Genomic DNA, 25,650 nt, shown 5'->3' with positions numbered 1-25,650 from the left:
CTACTCGAAGGCGAGGAGGACGTCGGGCGTGGGCTGGTCGCCGGCCAGGACGATGACCTCGACGGCGCCGTCGCCGTCGCCGCCAGAGGGGTCGCCGACGCCCCCGGTGGGGCGCGCAGCGGCCTCGCGCGCCATGAAGCCGACGTCGGGCAGGGCGGCGCGGCCGAGGATGACGGTGAGGATCTCGTCCTCGTCCCTCAGGGAGGCGGCTACGGCGCGGGCGACGGCATCGGGCTCGGCCCCGGACCCGCTCAGGGCGCTCGTGCGCACGTGGGCGCCGGCCCGCCAGGCGCGGCGGGCGAGATCCCCGACCTGGGCGCCCTCGCGGCCCGTCTGGCCGGCGAGGGCGACGGCGGCGGCGAGGACCCGGGCCTCGTCATCGGTGTCACCGATGGTCAGATGCGTTCCCCCGGACCCGCCGGGGGAATTGGCGGCCCGCGCGGCCAGGGCCCGGGCGGCCTCGTGGGAGGCGGTGGTGGCGGCGGAGTCGCAGGGCAGGACGATGACCTCGTCGGCACCGAGGTCTCCGGCGGCGCGGATGATGCCCTCCCGCTGGGGGTCGAGGACGACAGCGGCCCCGGCGCGGGCGAGCTGCTCGACGAGCCCGGGGGCGCGGGTGCAGGCGATGACCCCGATGCGGGCGGTGGCGCGCGGGTGGTCGGCGGGGGGCTGGGCGGTGCCCCGGCGGGCGCGCCGGGCGGCGAGCCGCTCGAAGGAGACGACGCGGTTGTCGCCCCCCGCCGCGTCCAGCCACGGGGCGGGCGGCTCATCGGCCTCGGCGATCAGGGGCGTGGGGGCGAGGTGGTGGATGCAGATCTGGCGGGCGCGCCCGGTCCTGGGCAGCGCGGCGCGGGGCGTGTCGGTGTGGACGTGGACCTGGAAGAGGCCCACGCCGAGCGCATCAGGGGTGCCCACGACGCCCACGGAGTCGCCGATGCCCTCCAGGGCTGCGCGCAGGCGGGAGGCCTGGGCGCTTGTGGCCTCGAGGAGGTACATGACCTCGAACTCGCCGGTGGACACGTCCTCGGCCTGCGCGCCCGCGCCCTGGTGGGCGGTGGCGCCGGCGGCGAGGTCGGTCAGCATCTGGAGGGCGACGTCGGTGGCCGGGCCGGTGGTCGGGCCGAGCGCGGCGGGCAGTCCCGCGGCGTCGAGCGTGTCGGCGAGACTGGTGAGCAGGAGCATGAGGGCGGCACCGCCGGCATCGACGGGGCCGTGCCCGAGCCCCCCGGTCTCGACGACGCTCTCCTGAGCCCCGAGCGCGGCGGCGGCGGCGATGAGGACGGGGCTGGCGGGCCGGCGGGGCCCGGCTCCCTCCAGGGCATCGCGGGCGGCCGAGGCGGCGTCGGCGGCCACGGTGAGCAGGGTGCCGGTGACGGGCCGGGAGACGGCCGCCCAGGTGCTGGAGGCCATCTGGTCGAAGGCCTGGACGAGCTCGACGGGGCGCAGCCCCGCCGGATCGGGGGCGCTCGCACAGGTCTCGGCCAGCGCCGCGAGGGCCTGGGAGACGAGCAGCCCGGAGTTGCCGCGGGCGCCGCGGATGGCGCCGTCGGCGATGGCGCGACTGGTCTGGGCGGCGTCGGCACCGGGGGGGAGGAGCCCGACGGCGTCGAGGGCGGAGCGCAGGGTGAGTAGGACGTTGGTTCCGGTGTCGGCGTCCGGGATCGGGAAGACGTTGAGGGAGTCGACCAGGTTCCGGGAGCGCTCGGCGACGGATACGGCCAGGGCGAGCCAGTGGCGCAGGGCCGGGGCGTCCAGGAGGGGCGCGGGGCCGGAGTCACTGATCGCGCGTGGTCCCATGGTGGCGTCCTCCCCTGTCGCTCCTCATGCCGCGCGCGGCCGACCGGCGGCGCGCCCGGGGCCAGGGTACCGTCGTCGTGTGCCTGAGCCCACGCCAGCGCTGGTTGGGGCCCGGCCCGCGGTTCCGCTATTGTGTCCTGGTTGCCCGAGGCGCGGCCTCGGGCGGTAAGACCTGGCGCGGGGCCGAGGGCCCCAGCGTTGAAGCAAGGAAGATCAGGAGAGATCCGTGGCTGCTGTGTGCGACGTCTGCGGCAAGGGCCCCATCTTCGGCAAGAGCGTCTCGCACTCCCACGTGCGGACCAACCGCCGGTGGAACCCGAACATCCAGCGTGTGCGCGCGCTCGTGAAGGGCGCCCCCAAGCGCCTCAACGTGTGCACGTCCTGCCTCAAGGCCGGAAAGGTCACGCGCAACGTCTGATGCGCGCCCGCCCGCCGAGGCTCAAGGTCGAGGCCGTCGCCCCCGCGGGGCGGCGGCCTTCGTCATGAGCGGGCCCCATGTCGTCACCAGCGCGGGTTGAGAGCGCGTCCCGGGGTTGACGACGCGTCCGGGGGTTGCGGACGTGCCCCGGGCGCGCGTCCGCAACCCCCGGACGCGTTCGCAACCCCGGGGAACGCGGGCAACTGATGCCGCCCGGTCCTCGACGACTCATTCGTCTCATTCGTCGACGACGGGGATGTCGGTCAGGCGCCAGGGGATGGAGTCCTGGACGCGCTTGGCCGGGGCGTGGTCGAGGGTGACCGTATCCCCACCCACGTCCGGCCAGATGACGCACACCCCGGTGGTCCCGCTCATGTCATGATCGACACTCACATCCGCCAGCGTGATGTGATGCTCGGTGCCCGGCCGCACATGATCGCACGGCGAGTACCGCAGCCCACCGGCGAGCAGGTCCAGACCATTGGCGCCCGTGGCAGCGGGATGAATCGTCTTCTTGGCCTCTTCACGACTGCTCGCCCAGATACCCGCCGAGGAGTCGTTGAGCCAGTACACCAAGAGGGTCGCATCCCCACTGACCGTCAGCGTCCCGAACAGGTACTTGCCCCGGCGCACCACCTTGTCCATGGAGATCGTCGCCTGCCCCGCACCCCTGGTGACCACCACACCCTCGGCCCCGGCACCCACCGGCCCCTTGGCCTCAGGAAGCGCCCCCGACGACGAAGCCGCCGACGGGCTCGCCGAGGCAGGCACGCCCGACTCGGTCGCGGTGCCCCCCCCGTGGGCGTGATCGTCACCACCACACGCCTGTTCGCCGCCCTGGCCGCCTCATCAGTGCCCTCGACGGCCGGCTCGGTCTTGCCCCTGCCCTCCTCGGTCACGCTCCACGCCGACAGATCAGTCAACTCCCCCAGCCGCTTGCGCACCGCCGCCGCCCTCTGCTCCGACAGCGTCTGATTGAACGCATCATCGGACACATCATCGGTATGCCCAACCACGCTCAACTCACCACCGCCATACGAGGCGATCTGACCGGCCACCGCCTGCAACTGCCCATCAGCCTGCGCGGTCAGATCGTACTTGCCGAACTCGAACGTCACATCACTGGACAGAATCGTCGTAATACTCGTAGTCGTCGTCCGCGACGCCGCCGAACCATCCAGCACCCTCGTGAACGACTCCACCCCTACCGGCTCACGAGCCTCATCCAGGCCGCTCTTGTGGTACCGCCCGAACAGGTCGATAGCAGCATCCGCCAGGAGCTGATCCAGATCCACATCCGCCCCCAGCGCCGCCTCAGCGTCCGCGCGCTCCAACACCTCAACCGCAGGCGAGCCCACCATCGGCAGCATCGCCGTCACACGACCCACATCCACGGCCCCGAACACGCCGGCGCACAAGACCGACTGCCCCACCTCCACAGGCATCGACGAATCATTGCTGTTCAACGGATCCCACACACGAGACCCCTCCACATCGATCACACGCAGCGCCGTCAACGACGGCTTGACCTCGTAATGCGACCACACATCCCGAAGATCGAGCCCCTCAGCATCAGGATCATCCGCCGCCCGCGTCACCCGCAACGGCAGCAGCGTCGTCGACTCATCCATCCGCACCAACGGACCCACATCCACCGTCACCGAATGCCCCATCACACTCCCCGACAACGACTGCCACCCCGCAGGAGCCGACACCGAAGCCACCGTCGCCCCGCCCTCACCCGAAGAACCCTCCCCCGAACAGGCAGCCACCACCGGCACACCCACAGCAACAAGAACAGGGACAGACAACAAGGATCGACGACTAAGAATCGGCATTCTCATCCCTCCCACCACCGCCACCAACAACAGCGGCGGTGCACTGATCAACATACCGGGACAGCAGCATTCCGACCGCCGCCATCAGCTCACAGAGACGACCACTGGTCAGGCCAAGAGCATCCTGTGTCTCAGATTGATAACGGCGCAATGATTTGAGGGTGGGTTTCGCAAGCAATCGCCCAGCCCACCATCTCCGCTCGAAGAAGGCCCAATGCTCGCGGGGGCATAGTGGGGCGTTCGGAGTCGGAGGGAACCGGGACTGCGATGGCGCCGGTGGGAGCGTCCCGAGGAACAAGAGGCGCGGATGGCGGACCTACCTTGTCCCTCTGTCCCTCTGTCCCTGATGCCAGAGCCCGGCCCTTCACCCTCAAGCCCCGGAGGATGCTCAGCCCCCGAAGTGGTCCCAGCCGAGGCCGGCCTCGGGGGCGCGCCCTCCTACGCGCACGCCCGGCAACTCACCGTCGCCCGCCGCGCGCACGTGCCCGATGACCCGAGCCCCGTCCGGGAGCCCGTCGGTGCCGCCCGCGGGCGCGCCCAGGATCTCTGCGGGCACCGTTGCCAGCATCCCGTGATCCTCTCCCCCGGTGAGCACCCACGTGCGGGCGATCGCCGCGGCAGCGGCCTCGTCGTCGGTGAGCAGGCGGGCCACCGGCACGAGTGAGGCCATCGCGTCCGCGAGCGCGCCACTCCCCCGGGCGGGCTCGTCGATATCGAGGATGACGCCGCTCGCGCGGGAGATCCGTTCGCCGTCGCGCAGCAGGGAGTCCGAGACGTCCATCATCGCGCTCGCACCGGACCGCGCCAGGGCGGGGCCGGCCTTCAGGGGCGGGCGGGGCGCGCGGAAGGCCTCCAGGCAGGCCCGCGCCTCGGCACGGGTGGCCGCGTCGAGAGGGCGGGCCGATCCCGCATGCGCCGGCTCCTGGCCCCGCCCCTGGAGGCCCGGGGCATCCCCTTCCCCGGTCCCGGCGCTGAGCAGGGCCAGTCCTGCAGCACTGCGTCCCGGGGCGCCCACGTGGACGATCGCGTCCCCGGGCCGCGCCCCGGAGCGGAGCACGGGGGCACGCCCCTGGAGGTCGCCCAGGACGGTCACGGAGATGACGATGGCGGGGCCGCCCACGAGGTCGCCGCCGACCACGCCGGCCCCGCACTCGCGGCAGGCCTCGCCCATGCCGGCGACCATCCCCTCCACCCAGGCGACCGGCGTCGTCCCGGGCATGGCGAGCCCCACGGTCAGCGCGGTGGGCCGGGCCCCCATGGCGGCGGCGTCGGCGAGGTTCTGCGCGGCGGCGCGCCTGCCCACCTGCTCCGGAGTGGACCAATCCGTCCGGAAGTGCAGGCCCTCGACGAGCACGTCGGTGCTCACGGCGTAGCGGCCATCCGGTGCGGCCAGGACGGCGCAGTCATCGCCCGTGCCCACGACCTCGTCGTCGGCGTGAGGCAGCAGGGGGGCGAAGCGGGCGAGGAGCCCCTCCTCCCCAAGATCCGCGACGGTCGGGCGGGTCTCATCCCCGCCCCGCCCCCGGGCGTACGGAGCCTGCGCGCCCGGACTCTCAGCGGTTGACATCCGCGGGACGGGCCAGGGCCAGCTCGATGAGCTCGGTGACGAGCTCGGGGTAGGTCATGCCGCTCTTGCGCCACATGTAGGGGTACATGGAGAAGGGCGTGAAGCCGGGCATCGTGTTGACCTCGTTGACGATCGCCCGCCCGTCGGGGGTGAGGAAGAAGTCCACGCGCGCCAGGCCCTCGGCGCCGATGGCCTCGAAGGCGCGGGCGGCGGTGATCATGAGCAGCTCGCGCTCCTGGGGGGCGATGGGTGCCGGGCAGACCATGGCGACGGCGTCGTGCGCCAGGTACTTCGTCTCGTAGTCGTAGAACTCGCCGGCACCGCGGGCGGCGTCCATGGCGATCTCGCCGGGCTCGGCCACGCGAGGGGCGTCGTCGCCGCGGCCGCCCAGGACGGCGACCTCGATCTCGCGGCCCTCGATCCCGGACTCCACGAGCACCTTGGGGTCCACCTCGCGGGCGGCCTCGATGGCGGCGCGCAGGCGCTCGGGCGCCTCCACGCGGGTGATGCCCAGGGACGAGCCCGCACGGGCAGGCTTGACGAAGAGCGGATAGGAGAGCTCCTGGCAGGCGGCGAGGATCGCCTCGGGATCGCGCCTCCAGGCGTGCGGGCCGACGACGACGTGCGGCGCGGTGGCGATCCCGGCATCGGCGAGGAGGACCTTGGCGACCTGCTTGTCCATGCCCGCTGCGGAGGCCAGAACACCGCAGCCCGCATAGGGCAGGCCCAGCATCTCGAGCATTCCCTGGATGGTGCCGTCCTCGCCGTAGGGGCCGTGCAGGAGGGGCAGGACGACGTCGATCGCCTCCAGGACACTCGGGCCGGCCTGGGTCAGGGCCACCGGCGCTCCCCCGCCCAGGCGCATGGCGAGCTCGCCGCGCCCCATGCCCTCTGCGGTGATGCGCACGGGCGGGGCGCCGTCCCGGAGCTCCAGCGCGGCGGGGTCGTCGTCGACGAGGACCCACTTCCCCTCCATGGTGATGCCGATGGGCACGACCTCGTAGCGCTCCCGGTCGATGGCGAACAGGACCCCGGCGGCGGTGGCGCAGGAGATCGTGTGCTCCCCGCTGCGCCCCCCGAAGACGACGGCGACACGCGGGCGCCTGCCGGACGCGGGGAGAGTGCGGGCGGCGGGCTCCCCGGAGGCGTCGACGGCGGGTTCTGCGGCGGAGGGAGCGGCGGGTTCCAGGGTCTCAGACATGGGCCCAGGCTACCCGCCACTCACTCCCGTCACCGGATCATAGGACCGCGGGCCGCCTCCTCGATCGGACCCTGCGGACCGCCTCCCAGGCGGCACCCAGGAGGAAGACGACGCCTCCGCTGATGAGGAAGGCGTCCGCCCCCATCCCACCGGTGAGCGGGAGCAGCGGCACCGGCGACTTGGAGTTCTCGAAGGAGTCCTGGAAGGTGTAATGAGGGGCGTCGGCGTAGTTGATGAAGTTCTTCACCCGAGTGTCCATCCGATAGCCCGCGGGAGCCTTGGACTCCTTGAGCTTGCGCCAGGAGTTCGCCAGGGTGAGATTCTGGACGTCGAAAGCGCCCGGCTTCGGGTCGTGGTCGTAGAGGGCCGCTGCGTCGTAGCCGCCCTGAGGGGCGCACGACTCCGCGCGATCGGCGACGCAGTCCGTGATGACCGTGCCGGCGGGGATGCCGTTGCCGGTCATCTCCCATTCGGATCCGGCCAGGGCCTGGCGGGTGTCGGCGTCGATCTTGGTCCACGTGACCCGCCCCCGCCGGTCCTCGCCAATGGTGCAGGCATCATTGTTGGCATCGCCATCGGAGTCCTGGTCCATGGTGACCTTGTTGTAGAGGCCCTTCGTCGGATCGGCGGCGGCCCCGCCCGTCCGGCACTCGCCGAGGAGCTCAAGGCTCCCCGAGTCCATGACCGTGGGATCAATGCTGTACGTGATGACCACATCGTGGGTCTTGGAGGCGTTGACGTCGAGCTCATCGCCTCGGGTCACGTAGTACCCGGCCTGCGCCTTCTCAACCTTGGCGCCGTTGACCTCGACCGTGTCGATCGAGAATCCTCGGGGCGTCGAGGGGGTGTCGACGACCTCCGGAGACGTCCCTCGCCCCGTGCCCGTGTTCGTCACCGTCACGCTGTAGGTGCGGCGCAGGGAGCTCACGGTGGAGCCGACGACGAAGCCGCCGTCGGATGTCTCCTTCTTCACGGCGAAGGCGGGGAGCTCCGCGGGGAAGGTGTTGACCGCCTTGATCCTGACATCGGCCTGGGAGTCCTCCTTGAACGTCAAGGTGGCCTCGCCCGCCTGGCCCGGGGTCAGTATCGCCCCCGAGTCGGGATTCAGGAGCTCGTATGAGACTCCCACGCCGTTGGGAACATCCTTCTCCCTGATCGTGCACGTCGCTGAGGACTTGGTTTTGGCGCTGGTGGTCGTCTCACCGGCGGACACGGCGCTCAGCGGGGCGAACCGGTCCCCCAGGCACTTGTACTCGAAGGAGTACTTGGCCCCGCCGGGAGCGGGACCACTCACTTCCTTCTGGATGGAGAAGCTGACCTGCTTGCCGGAGCCCACGCCGCCGGCGTCAGGGACCTCCGCCTCACCGGGCACCTCATAGTCAGGGCCCTTCTCCGCGTCGGGGCCGTTCATGACCTTCGCGGTGTTGTGGAGCTTCGCGTAGTCCTTGTAGTTGGGGTCGAGAGTGCCGTAGACGGTCATGAAGTACGTCTCATAGCGATCGATGTAGTTGCCGTCCCCGTTCTTGTTGATCGTCACCCTGATGCCGCGCTCACCGAATTTCTCGCAGTTGTACCTCTTCTTGTCGAGGTAGTTCTTTCGGTACACAACCTGGTCGTACGGGCGCGGCGTGATGTTGTCTATAGTCAAGTTCTCGCAGGTGAGAACATAACCCTCGCCACCCGGGTCCTCGATCACCGGCTGCTTGTCGGAGTAGTTCTGCTTCGTGGCACTGCCAAGCCCGAGACTCCAAACGACTTGATTCCTCGCCGAGTCGACCTGGCCGTACTTGGAGCTGACGGAGAATGTGCCGGCCGGGGGCTCGGGCAGGAGCTCGGACTTCAGCGTCCCCTCGCCCTTGCATCCCTTGAAGACGAGGTCGTGCTTGCCGACAGCCGCCCCCTGTGTCCAGACGATATTGATATAGGCGGATCCCGACACCGAGCCGTGGTTGTTCACGTAGTCACCGAGGGTGAGCGTGATCGTGGCCCCCTTGCCGGAGCCCCAGGTGACGGTGCCGACCTTATTGCTCGCACCGTCATAGACGTCGAAAGAGGTCAGCAGGGGGTAGACCTCCACGAGGTCCGGCAGGGTGATCGTGATGACATCGCCGGCCTTGGCGTTGGCATCGACCGTCCATTTCCACTGGAGACGGGCCAACTGGCCGGCCCTGCTCTGGTAGGTGCTCACGCCATCGACGTTGACGATGTTGGGGCCCGGCTGCCAGGAGAACTCGGACACACTGCCGGCGCAGGCGTTGACAGCTGACGCGCGGGGCAGCACGCCGGGAAACACCGGGAGCACGAGCAGCGATGACGCCATGGCGACGATGATCAGGATCATCGATATTCTCGACATAATCCGACTTGAGGCATGGCGGGACATCCGGGCATGGGATTGAGACGGCACGAACGCTCCTCCATATCTTTCAACTCTGCCGACAGGGGAGGCGAGCAGGCACCTCAGGGGAATGGGCACCCTAAACGCCAGCCGACAATCTACCTCTCGACCGAAGGCGGTATCGGCGGAGTTATCGCAAAGAGACCGACAATAGATACCATCGTTGCGCATCGCCCTCCCTCATCCCAATGGGCGGACGATCATCCATCCCCTTCGATGTCGCAAGGCGTTCCCCCGGCTCGGCCCGTGAGCGGTCCGGGCAGTGCCATGGGACACAAGGCGCTATTGTCGTCCCACCACTGCCCACGAGGAGGAACCATGACCACCGCGCCCAGCCGCCGAATCTTCACCGCTTCCGCCCTCGCATCCCTGTCCTCCCTGGCGCTGGCCTCCTGCGGCTCCGCAGCCGACCCCGCGCCCTCCGCCCCCAGTGCCTCGGGCGCGGCCCCGGCCACCAGTGCCGCCGCGGATGGCGCCGCCACCACCGGGGCGATCCCCACCGGGGAGCCCCTGCCCACGGCCACCACGATCGCCACCGCCTCGGAGTCGTCCGAGACGGGCTCCGACGCGCCCTGGGTGGAGACGGCCTCCGAGCGGGAGGCCGGCGACGGAGCGAGCCTCCTGGTGACCGGCGTGCGCACGGGGACGCATGAGGACTACGACCGCGTCGTCGTCGATCTGAGCGGCGAGGGGACGCCCGGCTGGCAGGCGGACTGGGTCTCCGAGGCGGGCACGCAGGGCAAGGGCGACCCGATCCAGCCCTCCGGCGCCTACGTCCTGCGCGTTCTCGGAACGGGTGCGCGCATGCCCTCCACCGCTGAGGAGATCGCGTCGGTCCAGAAGACCCTCAACGCGGACCTGGACCTGCCCGCGATCGCCTCGGTCTACTACGACCCGACCGTCGAGGCCCAGTACCAGCTGGTCCTGGGCACCTCATCGCAGTCCTACCGGGTCTTCGCACTCAGCTCGCCCACGCGCCTCGTCGTGGACGTCAAGCATCCCTGAGCAGCGCGCCCCGGACCGGCTCGGCCTCCCGCTCCCGGCGGGTGGAGCCCTCAGTCGATCCGCTCGCCGTGGACGCCCTCGGTCTTGCGGGGGCGCGCCAGGAGCGCGTCGTTGACCTCCTCAACGCTCGCCGCCCCCTCGACGACCGCCACCACTCCCGCGGTGATCGGCATCTCAACGCCGTGCCGGGCGGCGAGGTCGAGGACGGCGCGCGCGGACTTGGCGCCCTCGGCCACGCCCCGTGAGGCCGCGGCGGCCTCGTCCACGGTCATGCCCTCGCCGAGGTGGCGTCCGAAGGACTGGTTGCGGCTCAGGGGCGAGGAGCAGGTGGCCACGAGGTCTCCCATCCCGGCCAGGCCCGCGAAGGTCTCGGGGCTCGCGCCCAGGGCCAGGCCCAGGCGGGTGATCTCCACCAGGCCCCGGGTGATGATCGTGGCCTTGGAGTTGTCGCCGTAGCCCCGGCCGGCGGCCATGCCGACGGCGAGCGCGATGACGTTCTTGACCGCGCCGCACAGCTCGACGCCGAGCACGTCGGTGTTCGTGTAGGGGCGGAAGGCGGCGGTGGCGCAGGCGGCGGCCACACGCGCGGCGAGATCCTCGTCCGCTGCGGCGATGACGGTGGCGGTGGGCTGCCGCGCGGCGATCTCGTCGGCGAGGTTGGGGCCGGAGACCACGGCGAGGCGCTCGGGCCCCGCATCGAGGGCCTGGCCCATGACCTCGCTCATGCGCATCCCGGTGCCCAGCTCGATGCCCTTCATGAGCGAGACGACGGCGGCGCCCTCCTCGAGGCGCCCGGCGAGCGGGGCGACGATCCCCCGGGCGGCCTGAGAGGGCACGGCGACGACCACCATCTCCGCGCCGCTGGCGGCTGCGGACATGTCCGTCGTCGCCCGCACGCCGGCGGGAAGGCGCAGGCCCGGCAGGTAGCGCTCGTTGGCGCCGGTGTTGATCTCCTCGGCGACCTCGGCCCGGCGGGCCCAGATGGTGGCGCTGCCGCCGGCCTCGGCGACGAGGGAGGCGAAGGCGGTGCCCCAGGCCCCCGAGCCGATGATGGCGGCGCGGGTAGGCCTCCCGGGGCCGGTCACCGCCCGGCCTCCTCGGGATCGGCTCCCGGCTCGGGATCCGGCGGGGCGACACTCCCCTCGCCCGCGCCCGGTCCCGGCTCGGGATCGGGCAGGCGCTCGCCATAGGCCCCGGGGCCGTGGTCGATGTCGTAGTGCGGGTCGAAGGGGCGGGGCGCCTTCTCGCCCCGGATGACCTCGAGCTCGGAGGTGATGGCGCGCATGATCTCAGCGGTGCAGGCGCGCACGGCGTCGCGGTCATCGGTATCGGCGCCGAAGCGGGTGAGGTCCAGCGGCTCGCCCACGCGCACCGTGACGGGCTTGGGCGGGAAGGGGTGGAAGGCGTCGGTGCAGGTGTCCATGATGTCCTGCCCGCCCCACTGCGCCATGGGGACCACGGGCACGCCGGTGCGCATGGCCAGGCGGGCCGCACCGGTCTTGCCGACCATCGGCCACTTCAGGGGATCGCGGGACAGGGTGCCCTCGGGGAAGATCATGATGACGCCGCCGCCGGCGAGGATCCTCTCGGCCTCGCGCAGGGCGTCGGAGGCGCTCGCCGTGCCGCGCTCGACGGGGATCTGGCCGCCGGCGCGCAGCACCCGCCCGACCACGGGGATCTTGAACAGACTGGCCTTGGCCAGCGAGTAGGCGGGGATGTCGGCGTCCACGAGCGCGCGCATGGCGGTGAGGGCGTCGATATTGGACAGGTGGTTGGCCACGGCGATGAAGCCGCCGTCGGCGGGGAAGCGCTCGACACCGGTCACGCGCTGGCGCGAGACGAGCTTGAGGAAGGGGATGATCGCTCCGCGCGAGGCGAAGCGGTAGAACAGGCTCATAGGACGCTTCTGGGGCACGGCACGACTCTAGTCGGATCGGGCCGACCGTGCGCCTCGCCGACCGCGGTCCCCTCGTGTCGCGGGGCGTCAGGCCAGGCGGGTCACCTTGGCGTCCAGCGAGCCCAGCTTGCTCATGAAGTGCTCGTAGCCGCGGTCGATGAGGTTGATGCCCTCCACGCGGCTCGTCCCCTGGGCGGCCAGGGCGGCGATGAGGTGGGAGAAGCCGCCGCGCAGATCGGGCACGACGATATCGGCGCCGCGCAGCGGCGTGGGCCCGGAGATGACGGCGGAGTGGTAGAAGTTGCGCTGCCCGAAGCGGCAGGCGGTCCCGCCCAGGCACTCGCGGTAGACCTGGATGGCCGCACCCATCTTGCACAGGGCCTTGGTGAAGCCGAAGCGGTTCTCGTAGACGGTCTCGTGGACGATCGAGACGCCGTCGGCCTGGGTGAGGGCCACGACGAGCGGCTGCTGCCAGTCGGTCATGAAACCGGGATGGACATTGGTCTCCACGACGATGGAGCGCAGATCCCCGCCGGGGTGGTAGAAGCGGATGCCGTCGTCGCGCACGTCGAAGGCGCCGCCGACCTTCCGGAAGATGTTGAGGAAGGTCGTCATGTGGCTCTGGTGGGCGCCGTGGACGAAGACGTCGCCGCCGGTGGCCAGGGCGGCGGAGGCCCAGGAGGCCGTCTCGATGCGGTCGGGCAGGGCGGTGTGCCGGTAGCCGGCGAGCTCCTCGACGCCCTCGATGTGGATGGTGCGGTCGGTGTCCACGGAGATGATGGCGCCCATCTTCTGCAGGACATCCACCAGGTCCATGATCTCGGGCTCGACGGCGGCGCCGCGCAGCTCGGTGCGCCCGTCGGCGCGCACGGCGGTGAGCAGCGTCTGCTCGGTGGCGCCGACGCTGGGGTAGGGCAGCTCGATGACGGTGCCGCGCAGGCCGTCGGGCGCGGTCAGGCGGATGCCGGCCTCGAGCTTGTCGACGACGGCGCCGAAGCTGCGCAGGATGTCGAGGTGGAAGTCGATGGGGCGGTCCCCGATGCGGCAGCCGCCGAGGTCGGGGATGAAGGCCTCGCCGAGGCGGTGCAGGAGGGGGCCGCAGAACAGGATCGGGATGCGCGAGCTGCCGGCGTGGGCGTCGATGTCCGCCACGTGGGCCGCCTCCACCCGGGAGGGGTCGAGGTGGAGGATGCCGGCGGCCTGGTCGTAGTCCACCTGGGCGCCGTGGAGGGTCAGCAGCCCGGAGACCACCTCGACATCCCGGATGAGGGGGACGTTGCCGAGCACCGACGGCGTCGTGCCGAGCAGCGCCGCGACCATCGCCTTGGGGACGAGATTCTTCGCACCGCGCACGGTGATCTCGCCGTTGAGCGGGCGGCCGCCCTCAACCTGAAGAAGACCGTCGACCATGCCTACCTCCTTAGTGCCGCGCGGCGGGGTCCGCGCTCCGCCCGGCGCAGGGACGGCGGGCCAACCAAGCATAGGCGAGGCCCGGCGCCCCGCCGAGCCCTTCAGGATGTGGGCATCTCCGCACTGCGGGCGGGAACAACCCGGGCCGGGGGCAGGTGGCGGGCGGGCAGGGTGGTGGGCTTGAAGGAGGGCCGCGCGGCCTCGTGGGCGCTGATGGCATCCTCCTCGGTGAGGGTGAGCGAGATGTCGTCGAGGCCCTCCATGAGGCACCAGCGCACGTAGTCATCGATCTGGAAGGTCGTGCGCAGGGATCCGCACGTGACACTGCGCTCCTCGATGTCCACGGTGACCTCAGTACCGGGCTCGTTCTCGAGGATCTTCCACAGCTGCTCGCAGTCCTCGGGGCTGATGACCCCGGCCACGAGCCCCTGCTTGCCCGCGTTGCCGCGGAAGATATCGGCGAAGCGGGGCGCGAGGACCACCTTGAAGCCGTAGTCCTTGAGCGCCCACACGGCGTGCTCGCGCGAGGAGCCGGTGCCGAAGTCGGGACCGGCCACGAGCACGGAGGCACGCTTGTAGGCGTCCCGATTGAGGATGAAATCGGGTTCGCCGGCGCGCCAGGCGGAGAAGAGGGCGTCGTCGAAGCCGGTGCGGGTGATGCGCTTGAGGTAGACCGCCGGGATGATCTGGTCGGTGTCGACGGCGCTGCGGCGCAGTGGGGCGCCGATACCGGTGTGGCGGATGAACTTGTCCATGGTGATCCTGCTTCCCTGTCTCGTCCCGGTGTCTCTCAGGCGGCCCGGCCGGCCGCGGCGCTCCGCCCGTCCAAGGGCTCCAGGTCCGCAGGGGTGGACAGCCTCCCGCGCACGGCCGTGGCGGCGGCGACGACGGGCGAGACCAGGTGGGTGCGCCCGCCCTTGCCCTGCCGGCCCTCGAAGTTGCGGTTCGACGTCGAGGCGCAGCGCTCTCCGGGGGCGAGCTGGTCGGGGTTCATGCCCAGGCACATGGAGCACCCGGCGTTGCGCCACTCGGCGCCGAAGCCCTTGAAGACCTGGTCCAGGCCCTCGGCCTCGGCCTGGAGGCGGATGCGGGCGGAGGCGGGCACGACGAGCATGCGCAGGCCCGGAGCCTTGGTACGGCCGCGCACGACCTCGGCCGCGGCGCGCAGATCCTCGATGCGCCCGTTGGTGCACGAGCCGAGGAAGACGGTGTCGACCGCGATATCCCGCAGCGGGGTGCCGGGGGTGAGATCCATGTACTCCAGGGCGCGCTCGGCGGCGCGGCGCTCGGTCTCGTCGGCGATGGCGGCGGGGTCGGGGACGGACGCGGAGATCGGCAGGCCCTGCCCGGGATTGGTGCCCCAGGTGACGAAGGGCTCGATGTCCGCGGCGGTGAGGACGACCTCGGTGTCGAAGACGGCGTCGTCGTCGGTGCGCAGGGTGCGCCAGTACTCCAGCGCGGCGTCCCAGTCGGCGCCCCGCGGGGCATGGGGGCGATCCTTGAGGTAGTCGAACGTGGTCTCGTCAGGGGCGATCATACCCGCGCGGGCACCGCCCTCGATACTCATGTTGCAGATCGTCATGCGGGCCTCCATAGAGAGGTCCTCGATGGCGCGGCCCCGGTACTCGATGACATGGCCCTGGGCTCCATTGGTGCCGATCTTCGCGATGATGGCCAGGATGATGTCCTTGGCCCCCGAACCGGACGGCAGATCGCCGTCGATGGTCACGCTCATGGTCTTGAAGGGGGCGACCGGCAGGGTCTGGGTGGCGAGCACGTGCTCGACCTGGCTGGTGCCGATGCCGAAGGCCAGCGCCCCGAAGGCTCCGTGGGTGGAGGTGTGGGAATCCCCGCAGACCACGGTCATGCCGGGCTGGGTGAGGCCCAGTTGAGGGCCGACGGCGTGGACGATGCCCTGGTCGGCGTCGCCCAGGGAGTGGATGCGGACCCCGAACTCGGCGCAGTTGGCCCGAAGGGTCTCGATCTGAGCACGGCTGGTGACGTCGGCGATCGGCAGGTCGATGTCGAGGGTGGGGGTGTTGTGGTCCTCGGTGGCGATCGTCAGGTCCGTGCGGCGGACCGAGCGCCCGGCCAGGCGCAGCCCCTCGAAGGCCTGGGGGCTCGTCACCTCGTGGACGAGATGGAGGTCGATGTAGAGCAGGTCCGGGGCGCCATCCGCCCCCTTCTTGACCACATGGTCCCGCCACACCTTCTCGGCGAGGGTCATTCCCATCGCGTCTCCCCTTCACTCATCACTCAGTGTCGCTCGATGTCGCTTGATATAGCTTGATGTCGCTCGGTGCCGTTCAGCGTCGCTCGACGTCGCTCACTGTCTTTCGTGACACACCGTTGCCGTGGATCCTCGACATTACTTGAGATCTCAGCCCTCGGGATGGCAGTATCAGAGTATGGACGAAGCGTTGGAGTCAGCGACCAGCAGCGGTGTGGGCGTCATCGACAAGGCGGCCCTCGTCATGAGCGCCCTGGAGGCGGGCCCTGCGACCCTCGCCCAGCTCGTCTCCTCCACGCACCTGGCCCGGCCGACGGCCCATCGCATCGCCGTCGCCCTGGAGTACCACCGGCTGGTCTCGCGCGACTCGCAGGGGCGCTTCATCCTCGGCCCGCGCCTGACCGAGCTCGCCTCGGCCGCCGGCGAGGACCATCTGCTCACGGCCGCCGGTCCGGTGCTGGCGGCCCTGCGGGATAAGACCCATGAGTCCGCCCAGCTCTACCGCCGTCAGGGGGATGTGCGCGTGTGCGTGGCCAACGCGGAGCGCCCGATCGGCCTGCGCGACTCGATCCCGGTGGGGGCGACGATGTCCATGCTGGGCGGCTCGGGGGCGCAGGTGCTGCTGGCCTGGGAGGAGCCGGACAGGCTGCACCGGGGCCTGGTGGGGGCGCGCTTCAACGCCACGATGCTCTCCGCGGTGCGCCGGCGCGGCTGGGCGCAGTCCGTGGGCGAGCGGGAGCCGGGAGTCGCCTCGGTCTCCGCCCCCGTGCGCGGCGCGAGCGGCAAGGTGATCGCGGCCGTGTCGATCTCGGGTCCGATCGAGCGGATGGGCCGCCAGCCGGGGCGCATGCACGGCGCCGTGGTCATGGCCGCCGCCCGCCGCCTCTCCGAGATCCTGCGCGCCGCCGACGAGGGCTGACCCCTCCCCGCCTTCCGCCGAGACCGGTCGAAAACGCCATCGAAACCGGTCGATACGGGCAACGAGACCGGTCGTGCGATGCCGCCGGACCGATCGGAGGCGGTGGCGCCGATCCGGAAGCCCACCCATGTCCTCCGACGCCCGCTGCTCCAGAGGGGGTTGGCGTGCGAAACTATGCACACCCATTCCCGAGCGCTAGGACCGTCCCGCGCCCGATGATCGGCAGCCTATCTTCCACATCGTCCTTCAGGTCCTCGCGGAAAGCCTCGGCCCCTACGTCCGTCGGCGCCTGGCCGACGAGTATCCGGACCGGAACTGGTCGTCCCCGGCGCTGTGGGACGGCGTGCCGGGGAACGTCGACCTCAACGATCTCTCCACGCAGTTCTTCATCCTGACCGGGCAAGACAGGAGCGGCAAGTCGATCCTCAGCGCCGAACCGGGCCTGCACGGCAGGATTCATGACATCCAGATCGTGCGCGACCGGCTCGCTCACGGCGCTGAGCTTGAACGCTCCGAGATGCTGACGGCTTTGAGCGGGATCGTTGAGATCCTCCGGATCATCGGGGATGTCAAGGCATCCGACCGGGTCTCGCAGGAACTCGCGGCTTATGCGGCTGCCGGACCCAGGATGGAGACGTCGGGGGCGGAGCCCCCCGCCGGCTCCGAGTCTTCTGTCGAGCCTTTGGACGCTCCCCGAGCAGGTCCTCTCCAGGAGCCGGCCGCAGCGCGCGAGAAGCCGACGCCTTGGGACAAGCGCACCGGGCGCACCGCGGCCGAGGCGGCTCCGGCCGTCTCCGACCCGCTGTCCTCTGCCCACGACGAGACGGTGCGCGTCGTGGCCGAGCCACCGCCCCTGCCACGGCCGACTGGGACTGACCTCGACTTCCTCGCGATCTCCGTCGATGCTCCCCCGGTCGTTTCCTATGCCCACGCCGTCGCCGGGTGGCACCTGTCCGTGACCATCCATCTGCGGCCGGTCGATGACCACGGTGCCGACCTCGATGAGCGAGGGGCTCGGCAGTGGGTTCCCCTCGAGGACGTCCGCGTCACCGTCAGCGTCGAGGTTGATGGCGAGAGTGTCGCCTCCGGTCGTCCTGTCATCCTGACTCGGCTCGGCGCGGAGGGGGAGGCCCTCACAGTCAGCGTCCTCCCGGAGCGAGCAGCCCTGCTTCAGGTCGACGCCCAGAGCCCCTCGCATCTTCATCTGCTCCTCGAGTCGGCAGGCGCGCGACGCGATCTCCTCTTCGATGGACCGGATGTCCTCACTCCGCGCCAGTGGGTGATGCGAGGCCGCCCCTCGGAGGCTGCTGCCACGTTGACCGCTTTCGTCCAGCCTCAGCAGCCCAGGCTCGCGGCGCTCTGCTCCCACGCCGCTCAGTTGCTCGGCACGGCCACAGGATCGACGTCCCTCAACGGCTATGAGGGCGGCCCCGCGAGGGTGAGCTCCATCGTCGCAGCAGTCTGCCGCGCCATCCAGGACGCCGAGGTGGCCTACGCGGTTCCGCCGACGAGCTGGGGCGAATCGGGACAGCGGGTGCGCACTGCGGAAGACGTGCTCGACAACCGTCTCGGCACTTGCCTCGACACCACGATCCTCCTGGCGAGCGCTCTGGAGTACCTCGAGATCGAGCCGCTGATCATCCTTCTTCCGGGCCACGCCCTCCTCGGTTACTGGCGCACGCAGCACCACATCTCCGAAGATCTCTCGATGCCCGGGTGGAAACTGCTCAACCAGATCGACCTCGGAGAGATCCGCCTGGTCGAGACGACTCTCCTCACCGGCGAGGCCTCAGCCACCGCTGACCAGCTCCATCAAGCGGCCCGTCGGCTCATCGGCGTCGACGCCGCCGAGATCGATGTCGTGATCCCTGTGCGGGCGGCCCGCGAGCGCGGGGTCGTCCCCATGCCGTTGAGGAGCCGTAACGAGGCCGGTGAGGTCGTTGAGAGCACCTATGTCGCCGCACCGCGGCCGAACACCGTCCTACTGCCCGACGAACTCTTCAACACCGCCCGACCTCGTTCCACGCGGGCCAAGGCCCCGGATCGGGTCGAGGCCTGGAAGGCGCGGCTCCTCGATCTCAGCCCGCGCAACCGCCTCATCAACTGCTCGGATCGCGCGATCCGCAGCCACAAGATCGTCGAGCTCGCGGTGCCCGAGGCGGTTATCGGGTCCTTCGAGGACCTCGTGAATACCGGGCGTGACATCACACTGAGACCCGCCGGTGAGCGGGCCGCCGAGGTGCGCCGCATCGGTGGCCTCTTCCGCACGGAGCTCGATCCTCCGCAGCTCGCCCCGCTACTGGCGGACCATCGCGAGGTCGAGGTCGACTTGGGCGCGGACGCCTACGACCCGATCCTGCGCCGTCTGCGCTCCAACGCTAGGACTCTCGCCGAGGAGACCGGCGCCAACAACCTCTATCTCGCGCTCGGCTCACTCATCTGGAAGACGGGCGGCAAGACCATCCGTTCTCCTCTCGTCTTCATCCCGGTCGACCTAGAGCGCCGCTCAGCCCGTAGTCCCTTCCGCCTACGGATCGATCCCTCGGGCACAACCACCCCTAACTACTCCCTTGTCGAGCGTCTCCGGATCGATCTCGGCCTCGAACTCACGGAGCTGAGCGAACCGGAGGAGGATGCCGCCGGCCTGGACCTTCCAGGCCTCTTCGAGATCGTGCGCCGAGTACTCGCGGAGAACCGTCTGCCCTTCCACGTCGAGGCGACCACGTACCTCGGCATCTTCCAGTTCGGCACCTTCCGGCTGTGGAAGGACCTTGAGGAGTCATGGAAGGAGATCGCCCGCAACCCCCTCGTCCGCCACCTCATCGAGACGCCCGACCAGGAGTTCGCCGACCCACAGGCGCATGCCCCGGTGGTTGGCCTCGAGCAGCTCCTGCCCCGGCTCCCGGTGGCGGCCGACGCCTCGCAGGCCGAGGTGGTCGCCCAGGCTCTCAGCGGGCGCTCGATCGTCGTCGAGGGCCCACCCGGCACCGGCAAGTCCCAGACGATCACCAACGTCATCGTCAGTGCCATCGCGGAAGGCCGCAAGGTCCTCTTCGTCGCTGAGAAGCAGGCGGCGCTCGAGGTCGTGGCCAGGCGCCTGCGCGACGCAGGCGTCGGCGGGCTCCTCCTGGACCTCCACGACCGCAAGCAGTCCCCGGACGCCGTGCGCCGGAAGATCCTCGCCGCGATGGATCTCGAGGCTCACCCGGATCGCATCACCCTGCAGTCCCGGAGGGCTCTGGCTGGAGCCGACAGTGCCAGACTCGCCGAGTACCGCTCCTCCCTCCACGGGCGCAGCCAGAGCGGCATGTCCTTCTACGACGCCCGAACCGCTGAGATCGCATACTCCGGCCACCGCGTCGGGAGCCTCACGATCACGCCCGAGCGACTCGCTGCGATGACGGACGACGACGTTGCCGGTCTGCGCACGAGCATCCCGTCCGTCAGTATGCTCCTGGACCGCTACCGCGACGTGCTCGTCGGCTCCGAGCCCGTGATCTCCCAGCCTCTCGACGACGTCTCCCTCTCTGAAGTCCTCGCCGCCACCGCACGCTGGGACAGCATCATCTCGAGCGGCGACGACGAGCTCCTAGCAGCCGTCGAGACGATGCCGGACTCCGAGCTGGAGACTGCTGCCCTCATCCTCGAGGACCCCGTCCTCGACACTCGCGTCCTCGACCTCATCGCAGATCCATCATGGGTGCGCGACGCCCAGTGGCTCCTCCAGCAGCTCGACGCCGAGGCCATTGACCCGCACCCGGCCCTCACCTACTACCGGGAGAGCGTCCTCGACGAACCTCTCGGCGAGGTCAGAGAGAGCCTCATCGACGCCAAGCACGCCTTCTTCAGCAAGTCCAAGAAGGCCGAGAAAGCACTCGCCCGGCTCGCCGCCCACCGCAGCGGCAAGTCAATGCCCGACGACGCCGCCGCGCTGCTCGGCATCGTCGACGAACTCATCAGCCTCGCCGACCGCCGTGACCGACTGCGCCGACTGCACTCGTCCCTACTGCCGTGGACCGCAGCGATGATCCATGGCTGGACACCCTTCGACGGGCCCACGGCCGCAGCCTCCGGGGACAGGCTGCGCCAACTGCTCGAGCGGGCTCATCTGGCCGCTGCGGGGCAGCACAGCCAGACGCGGATCATTGTCGCCGCGCGCTCGATCCGGCCGGACCGCGCGGCAATCGCGGGATGGATGCGCGCGTACGCCCGGGCCCGTGAGGGGCTGACGGCCCTGAGCCGAGTCGGCATCGGACGGGGCGCCATCGAGGTCCTCCTGCCGATCCCCGCCCCGCGCCGAGAACGAGTCCTCCGCGGCTGGAGCGAGTTCCTCAGTGCCGGGGCGGAGTTCCGCCGCCTCGGCCTCGATTCCTGCCTCGATCAGCTCCGGCGAGGCGAGGTGCTCGCCTCGGATGCCTCCACCGCCCTCGAAATCGGTCTCATCCACGCCACGCTCGAGTTGCAGGGGGAGCGGGGCCGACTCGATGAGTTCAACGCCGAGCGGCACAACGCCACCGTGACCCAGTACGCAGCGGTGCTCGACGAGATCCGGGGCATGCTGCCCGAGGCACTCGTCGAGGATGCTCTTATCGCCCGAGGCCATGCTCTGGCGAGCGAGGGCCTGCGACTGGCCAATCTGCGCACCGCTCTCGAGCGCAAGCGCAAGAAGCGGAGGATCCGCGACCTCATCGGCGAGTTCGGCGACCTCATCACGTCCCTCACCCCATGCGTCCTCGTCTCCCCGGACTCGGTGGCGCGGTTCTTCCCTGCGGACCGCCAGGACTTCGATCTCGTCGTCTTCGACGAGGCCTCCCAGATCACGGTCGCCGCCGCCATCGGAGCCATGGGGCGCGGCCGTAGCGTCGTCGTATGCGGGGACTCCAAGCAGATGCCCCCGACCTCCTTCGCTGAGCTCTCACGAGACGACGACGGCGAAGACGACCTCGTCGACGAGGAGTCGATCCTCAGCGAGTGCGTGGCCGCCCACGTTCCACGGTTCTGGCTGTCCTGGCACTACCGCAGCAGGGTCGAGTCCCTCATCGCCTTCTCCAATTCCGCGTACTACCAGGGCAGGCTGTCCTCTTTCCCGAGTCCCATGGCGGCTGAGCGGGATGACGGCCCCCACGGCTTCGGCATCAGCCTGCGCCATGTCGATGGACACTTCGTGCGAAGCGTCCCGCGCGGGCAGTCGCGCAAGATCTATCGCACGAACCAGGCGGAGGCTGAGGCCATCGTCGAGGAGATCCGGCGCCGGTTCGATGACGGTCCCACTGGTCCCGAGGGTCCGTCGGTTGGGGTCGTGACGTTCAACATCCAGCAGCGAGACCTCATCGAGACCCGCCTGCGCGAGCTCGATGACCCGAGGATCACCACCTCGCTCGACGCAGCCGAGGGAGTCTTCGTCAAGAACCTCGAGAACGTCCAGGGAGATGAACGGGACACGATCCTGTTCTCCGTGGCCTTCTCGGCGCGAGAGGACGGGCAGGTACCGCTCAACTTCGGGCCCCTCAATCGGAGCGGCGGCGAGCGCCGCCTCAACGTCGCCATCACGAGGGCGCGAGCCCAGGTCATCCTCTTCTGCTCCTTCGACCCGATCTCGCTCCGCGCAGAGCGCAGTGCCTCGGCGGGTTTGCAGGATCTCAAGCGCTATCTCCTGCTCGCCGAGCACGGCACGGGCGTCCTGCCCGCGCGCGCGGCGAGTCAGGCGCGTCCCGACGGACATCGTGAGGAGATTGCGACCGCCCTGCGCGAGCAGGGGCTGGCTGTGCGTTCCGACGTGGGCCTGTCCGACTTCCGCATCGACCTGGTCCTCGCCCCTGGCGAGTGCCCCGACGAGCCGCGGGTGGCCGTCCTGCTCGACGGTCCGGGCTGGGAGAACCGGCGCACCTCCTACGACCGCGACGTGCTGCCGACGAGGGTACTCGCTCGCATGATGCACTGGCCGAGGGTCGAGCGGATTTGGATGCCGGAATGGCTCCAGGACCCGGAGACGGTCGTCTCCCGTCTTGTCGGCGCCGTCGAGCATGCGCAGGACTGCAGCGAGCCATGCGGCGACGACGCGACCCCGGGCCCACTTGAAGCCACGCCCGCATCCACAGTCACACCCGCGCCTGCGGCCCCGGCCTCGTTCCCTGATCTGGCCGCAGCCTGTGGGACCGGGCCGACTGATCGAGGTGGGGTTGACCAAGTCCGGCTCATGACGTCACTCGAACCGACTGTTGCCCCGCTGCGCATTGAGACAACGCCCGATCACACCGTGACGGATGCCACCGCAGCAGCGCCAACTCATGCGTGGCCGGAGCAGCGCAGGGATCTCAGCGCAGTCGTCGACTTCGTTCCCTACGAGTCGAACGAGCACCTTGATCGCGCGCTTCTCGACGAGACGGCGACGAATCCCCAGGCTCGTGCGCTCGTACGTGAGGCGGCAGAGCGGATCTGCGAGAAGGAGTACCCGATCGCACGAGAACGGCTTCTCAGCCTGGTCTGCTACGACTTCGGCATGCAGCAGGCACGAAGCGTGAGGAAACAGCAGATCCGCGCCCTCATCCGCAGCGCGCGAGTCCTCACCGACCACGATGGCTTCGTCTGGCCGGAGGGCGTTGATCCGGCTGGTCTCACCGGCTACCGCCGTTATCCGTACGACTTCGTCGCGATCGAGGAGATTCATCCGCGCGAGCTGGACAACTACGCGCGAGAGCGCATGCGGGAGGACGGCGGGCTCGATGATGAACAGCTGCTGCACAACCTTCTCGCGGGGCTGTCATTCTCGACGCGCCGCAAGCTCACCGCATCCGTGCGCCGCGTGCTCGCCCAGTCGGTGGCGCGGGTCAGGCAGCAGGAGAATCGCCTATGAGCCGCCAGTGGTGCTCGGCGTGTCTCAGCCATCCCTGTGGACGGGGAGCCGGTCTCGATGCCGTTTTCGACCGGTCTCGACGGAGAGGTCTTCTAGACTCGCGGCATGCGCCGGACACTCCTCGTCACGAATGACTTCCCGCCCGTCGTGGGCGGGATCCAGTCCTACCTCGACGACTACACCCGCCGCCTGCCGCCCTCGGACCTGACCGTCCTGGCCTCCACTCCCCCTGAGGGTCCCGAGGCCGCTGCGGCCTTCGACTCCGAGATCCCCTTCGACGTCGTCCGCATGCCCACCCATATGCTCCTGCCCACCCCAGACGTGCGGCGCAGGATGCGGGGCATCATCGCCGAGCGCGGTATCGAAACCGTTTGGTTCGGCGCCGCCGCCCCGCTCGGGCTGCTCGGCCGCGCCGCCAAGAGCGCCGGCGCGAGCCGCGTCATCGCCACTACGCACGGGCACGAGGTCGGCTGGTCCATGCTGCCCGGCTCGCGCCGGCTCCTGCGCCGCATCCTCCGCGAGGCCGACGTCGTGACCTACATCTCCGAGTACACACTGGGCCGCCTGCGCCCCTTCATGCCACAGGTCGCCCTCACCACCCATCTTCCCAGCGGCATCGACGTCGACCGCTTCAGCCCCGACCCCGCCGCCCGCTCCGCGCTGCGCGCCCGCTACCGGCTGGGGGATGCCCCGACGGTGGTGTGCGTATCCCGACTCGTGGCCCGCAAGGGCCAGGACTCCCTCATCGAGGCCTGGCCGCGCGTGGCGGAGCGCGTTCCCGGGGCCCGCCTGGTCATCGTGGGCTGGGGCTCCTACGCGCGCCGCCTGGCGCTCCTCAAGCGCCAGTCCCCCGTCCGCGACTCGATCATCCTGACCGGCAAGGTCCCCTATGACGAACTGCCCGGGCACGTGGCCATGGGGGATGTCTTCGCCATGCCCTGCCGCACGCGCGGCGGGGGGCTCGACGTCGAGGGGCTGGGCATCGTCTTCCTCGAGGCGTCCGCCGCAGGTCTGCCCGTCATCGCGGGGACCAGCGGCGGGGCGCCCGAGACCGTCGAGGAGGGTGTGACCGGGAACGTGGTCGATGGGCGGGACCAGGACGCGCTCGTGGGGGCGATCGTCCGCCAGCTCTCCGACGCCGACATGCGCGCCCGGATGGGCGCCGCCGGCAGGCGGCTCATGATCGAGCGCTGGACGTGGCCCTCCCTGGTGGAGCGACTCGTCGACGCGATCGACGCGCGCTGACAGACGGCACCGGCAGGCGCCGCTGAGCGCTGGCCCGCGCCAGTGCCCCCGCCCGCGCGGGGCGATCCCGCCGGAACTGCTCAGGCGCGAGCAACGGGCCGGCCCGCGTGGGCCGTGCGAAGATCGGCGATGGCCCTCTCGAAATCCTCCAGGCTGTTGAAGTTGGAGTAGACCGAGGCGAAGCGCAGGTAGGCGACCTCATCGAGCTCGCGCAGTGGCCCGAGGATCGCCAGGCCGACCTCATGGGAGTCGACGATCGCCTGCCCGGTGGCGCGGATGGTCTCCTCCACCTTGTGGGCCAGGAGCGCGAGATCGTCATTGGACACGGGACGACCCTGGCAGGCACGGCGCACGCCCACGATCACCTTGCTCCGGGAGAATGGCTCGACGGCGCCGGAGCGCTTGCGAATGGACAGGCTGGCCGTCTCGATGGTGGTGTAGCGCCGACCGCAGGCGGGGCACTCGCGGCGACGCCGGATGGCCAGGCCGTCATCGGAGGTCCGGGAGTCGACCACGCGGGAGCCGTCGTGGCGGCAGAAGGGGCAGTGCACGCGGGCTCCTCGGGGTTGAAGCATGGCCTGTGACGTGGAGCCTAGGCGCCCGCCGCCCGCGCCGCAAGGAGCCCCGCGCGGCCACGGCTCCTGGGCGATGCGTCAGCGCGCCGGGACGACGAGAGTCTGCCCCGGGTGGATCGTTGAGGAGTCCAGATCGTTGAGGTCGACGATCTGGGCCATGGCCTCGGCCACGTCCGGAGCGCCCGTCGCAGCGGCGACATCCCACAGGGATTGGCCGGCCTGAACCGTGGCAGTGGAGGTCTCCACGGGAGCCATGAGCCCGCTGCCGATGATGCCCACCGCGGCCACCAGGGAGAG

The 25,650-nt window shown here is 70.3% G+C and carries 18 protein-coding genes; 5 read left to right on the top strand and 13 right to left on the bottom strand.

What is annotated here, in order from left to right:
• Entirely contained in the window at positions 1-1,797 is a 1,797-nt protein-coding gene (locus B1H55_RS01845; protein WP_077240005.1) for a DAK2 domain-containing protein, read from the bottom strand.
• Between the two features lie 226 nt (positions 1,798-2,023).
• On the opposite strand from B1H55_RS01845, the gene rpmB reads away from it, so the two are divergent.
• A complete protein-coding gene (rpmB, locus tag B1H55_RS01840) occupies positions 2,024-2,215 on the top strand; it encodes a 50S ribosomal protein L28 (protein ID WP_017178316.1) in 192 nt (63 codons plus the stop codon).
• Between the two features lie 237 nt (positions 2,216-2,452).
• On the opposite strand, the gene B1H55_RS01835 is transcribed toward rpmB, so the two are convergent.
• From B1H55_RS01835 to B1H55_RS01815, 5 genes are all read right to left on the bottom strand, one after another.
• Entirely contained in the window at positions 2,453-2,860 is a 408-nt protein-coding gene (locus B1H55_RS01835) for a hypothetical protein (RefSeq protein WP_080461540.1), read from the bottom strand.
• Positions 2,815-3,876, bottom strand: a complete 1,062-nt coding sequence (locus B1H55_RS01830) for an OmpA family protein (RefSeq protein ID WP_157750271.1) — start codon at positions 3,874-3,876, stop codon at positions 2,815-2,817. The genes B1H55_RS01835 and B1H55_RS01830 overlap by 46 nt, the downstream gene beginning before the upstream one ends.
• A 565-nt stretch (positions 3,877-4,441) precedes the next feature.
• Positions 4,442-5,620, bottom strand: coding sequence for a thiamine-phosphate kinase (locus tag B1H55_RS01825; protein WP_080461538.1), 1,179 nt, complete (start codon positions 5,618-5,620; stop codon positions 4,442-4,444).
• Positions 5,607-6,821, bottom strand: coding sequence for a D-alanine--D-alanine ligase family protein (locus B1H55_RS01820; RefSeq protein ID WP_172575539.1), 1,215 nt, complete (start codon positions 6,819-6,821; stop codon positions 5,607-5,609). The genes B1H55_RS01825 and B1H55_RS01820 overlap by 14 nt, the downstream gene beginning before the upstream one ends.
• A 37-nt stretch (positions 6,822-6,858) precedes the next feature.
• Positions 6,859-9,162, bottom strand: a complete 2,304-nt coding sequence (locus tag B1H55_RS01815; protein WP_077240002.1) for an Ig-like domain-containing protein — start codon at positions 9,160-9,162, stop codon at positions 6,859-6,861.
• A 375-nt stretch (positions 9,163-9,537) separates the two neighbouring features.
• On the opposite strand from B1H55_RS01815, the gene B1H55_RS01810 reads away from it, so the two are divergent.
• The gene (locus tag B1H55_RS01810; RefSeq protein WP_077240001.1) at positions 9,538-10,224 is read left to right on the top strand and encodes an AMIN-like domain-containing (lipo)protein; all 687 of its coding nucleotides are present in this window, start codon (positions 9,538-9,540) and stop codon (positions 10,222-10,224) included.
• A 50-nt stretch (positions 10,225-10,274) separates the two neighbouring features.
• Here the strand turns inward: B1H55_RS01810 and B1H55_RS01805 are convergent, their stop codons facing one another.
• From B1H55_RS01805 to leuC, 5 genes are all read right to left on the bottom strand, one after another.
• The gene (locus B1H55_RS01805) at positions 10,275-11,309 is read right to left on the bottom strand and encodes an NAD(P)H-dependent glycerol-3-phosphate dehydrogenase (protein ID WP_073452188.1); all 1,035 of its coding nucleotides are present in this window, start codon (positions 11,307-11,309) and stop codon (positions 10,275-10,277) included.
• Positions 11,306-12,121 (bottom strand): lysophospholipid acyltransferase family protein, encoded by an 816-nt coding sequence (locus B1H55_RS01800; protein WP_073452190.1) that lies wholly within the window; start codon positions 12,119-12,121, stop codon positions 11,306-11,308. The genes B1H55_RS01805 and B1H55_RS01800 overlap by 4 nt, the downstream gene beginning before the upstream one ends.
• Positions 12,122-12,208: 87 nt before the next feature.
• A complete protein-coding gene (murA, locus tag B1H55_RS01795; RefSeq protein ID WP_077240000.1) occupies positions 12,209-13,531 on the bottom strand; it encodes a UDP-N-acetylglucosamine 1-carboxyvinyltransferase in 1,323 nt (440 codons plus the stop codon).
• A gap of 101 nt (positions 13,532-13,632) precedes the next feature.
• Complete coding sequence (leuD, locus tag B1H55_RS01790; protein WP_077239999.1) at positions 13,633-14,286, bottom strand: 3-isopropylmalate dehydratase small subunit; 654 nt, start codon at positions 14,284-14,286, stop codon at positions 13,633-13,635.
• 35 nt (positions 14,287-14,321) lie between these two features.
• Positions 14,322-15,764 (bottom strand): 3-isopropylmalate dehydratase large subunit, encoded by a 1,443-nt coding sequence (leuC, locus tag B1H55_RS01785; protein ID WP_073452195.1) that lies wholly within the window; start codon positions 15,762-15,764, stop codon positions 14,322-14,324.
• A gap of 175 nt (positions 15,765-15,939) precedes the next feature.
• Between leuC and B1H55_RS01780 the strand changes: the two genes are divergently transcribed.
• The 3 genes from B1H55_RS01780 to B1H55_RS01770 all read left to right on the top strand — a co-directional run bounded on the left by B1H55_RS01780 (position 15,940) and on the right by B1H55_RS01770 (position 24,778).
• On the top strand, positions 15,940-16,680 hold the full coding sequence (locus tag B1H55_RS01780; protein ID WP_073452197.1) for an IclR family transcriptional regulator: 741 nt from the start codon (positions 15,940-15,942) through the stop codon (positions 16,678-16,680).
• A 343-nt stretch (positions 16,681-17,023) separates the two neighbouring features.
• Positions 17,024-23,533 carry a DUF4011 domain-containing protein gene (locus B1H55_RS01775; protein WP_077239998.1) on the top strand — a complete coding sequence of 2,170 codons (6,510 nt, stop codon included), beginning with the start codon at positions 17,024-17,026 and terminating at the stop codon, positions 23,531-23,533.
• A gap of 105 nt (positions 23,534-23,638) precedes the next feature.
• Positions 23,639-24,778, top strand: coding sequence for a glycosyltransferase family 4 protein (locus tag B1H55_RS01770; RefSeq protein ID WP_080461536.1), 1,140 nt, complete (start codon positions 23,639-23,641; stop codon positions 24,776-24,778).
• Between the two features lie 80 nt (positions 24,779-24,858).
• Here the strand turns inward: B1H55_RS01770 and nrdR are convergent, their stop codons facing one another.
• Both nrdR and B1H55_RS01760 read right to left on the bottom strand, forming a co-directional pair.
• Positions 24,859-25,329 (bottom strand): transcriptional regulator NrdR, encoded by a 471-nt coding sequence (gene nrdR, locus B1H55_RS01765; protein ID WP_073452201.1) that lies wholly within the window; start codon positions 25,327-25,329, stop codon positions 24,859-24,861.
• Positions 25,330-25,431: 102 nt separating this feature from the next.
• The coding region (locus B1H55_RS01760) for a LysM peptidoglycan-binding domain-containing protein (RefSeq protein ID WP_143222401.1) at positions 25,432-25,650 on the bottom strand (219 nt) is incomplete at its 5' end.

It is taken from the genome of Actinomyces denticolens (genome assembly GCF_002072185.1).
Lineage (GTDB): Bacteria > Actinomycetota > Actinomycetes > Actinomycetales > Actinomycetaceae > Actinomyces > Actinomyces denticolens.
This window is presented reverse-complemented; position numbering and strand designations above follow the sequence as displayed.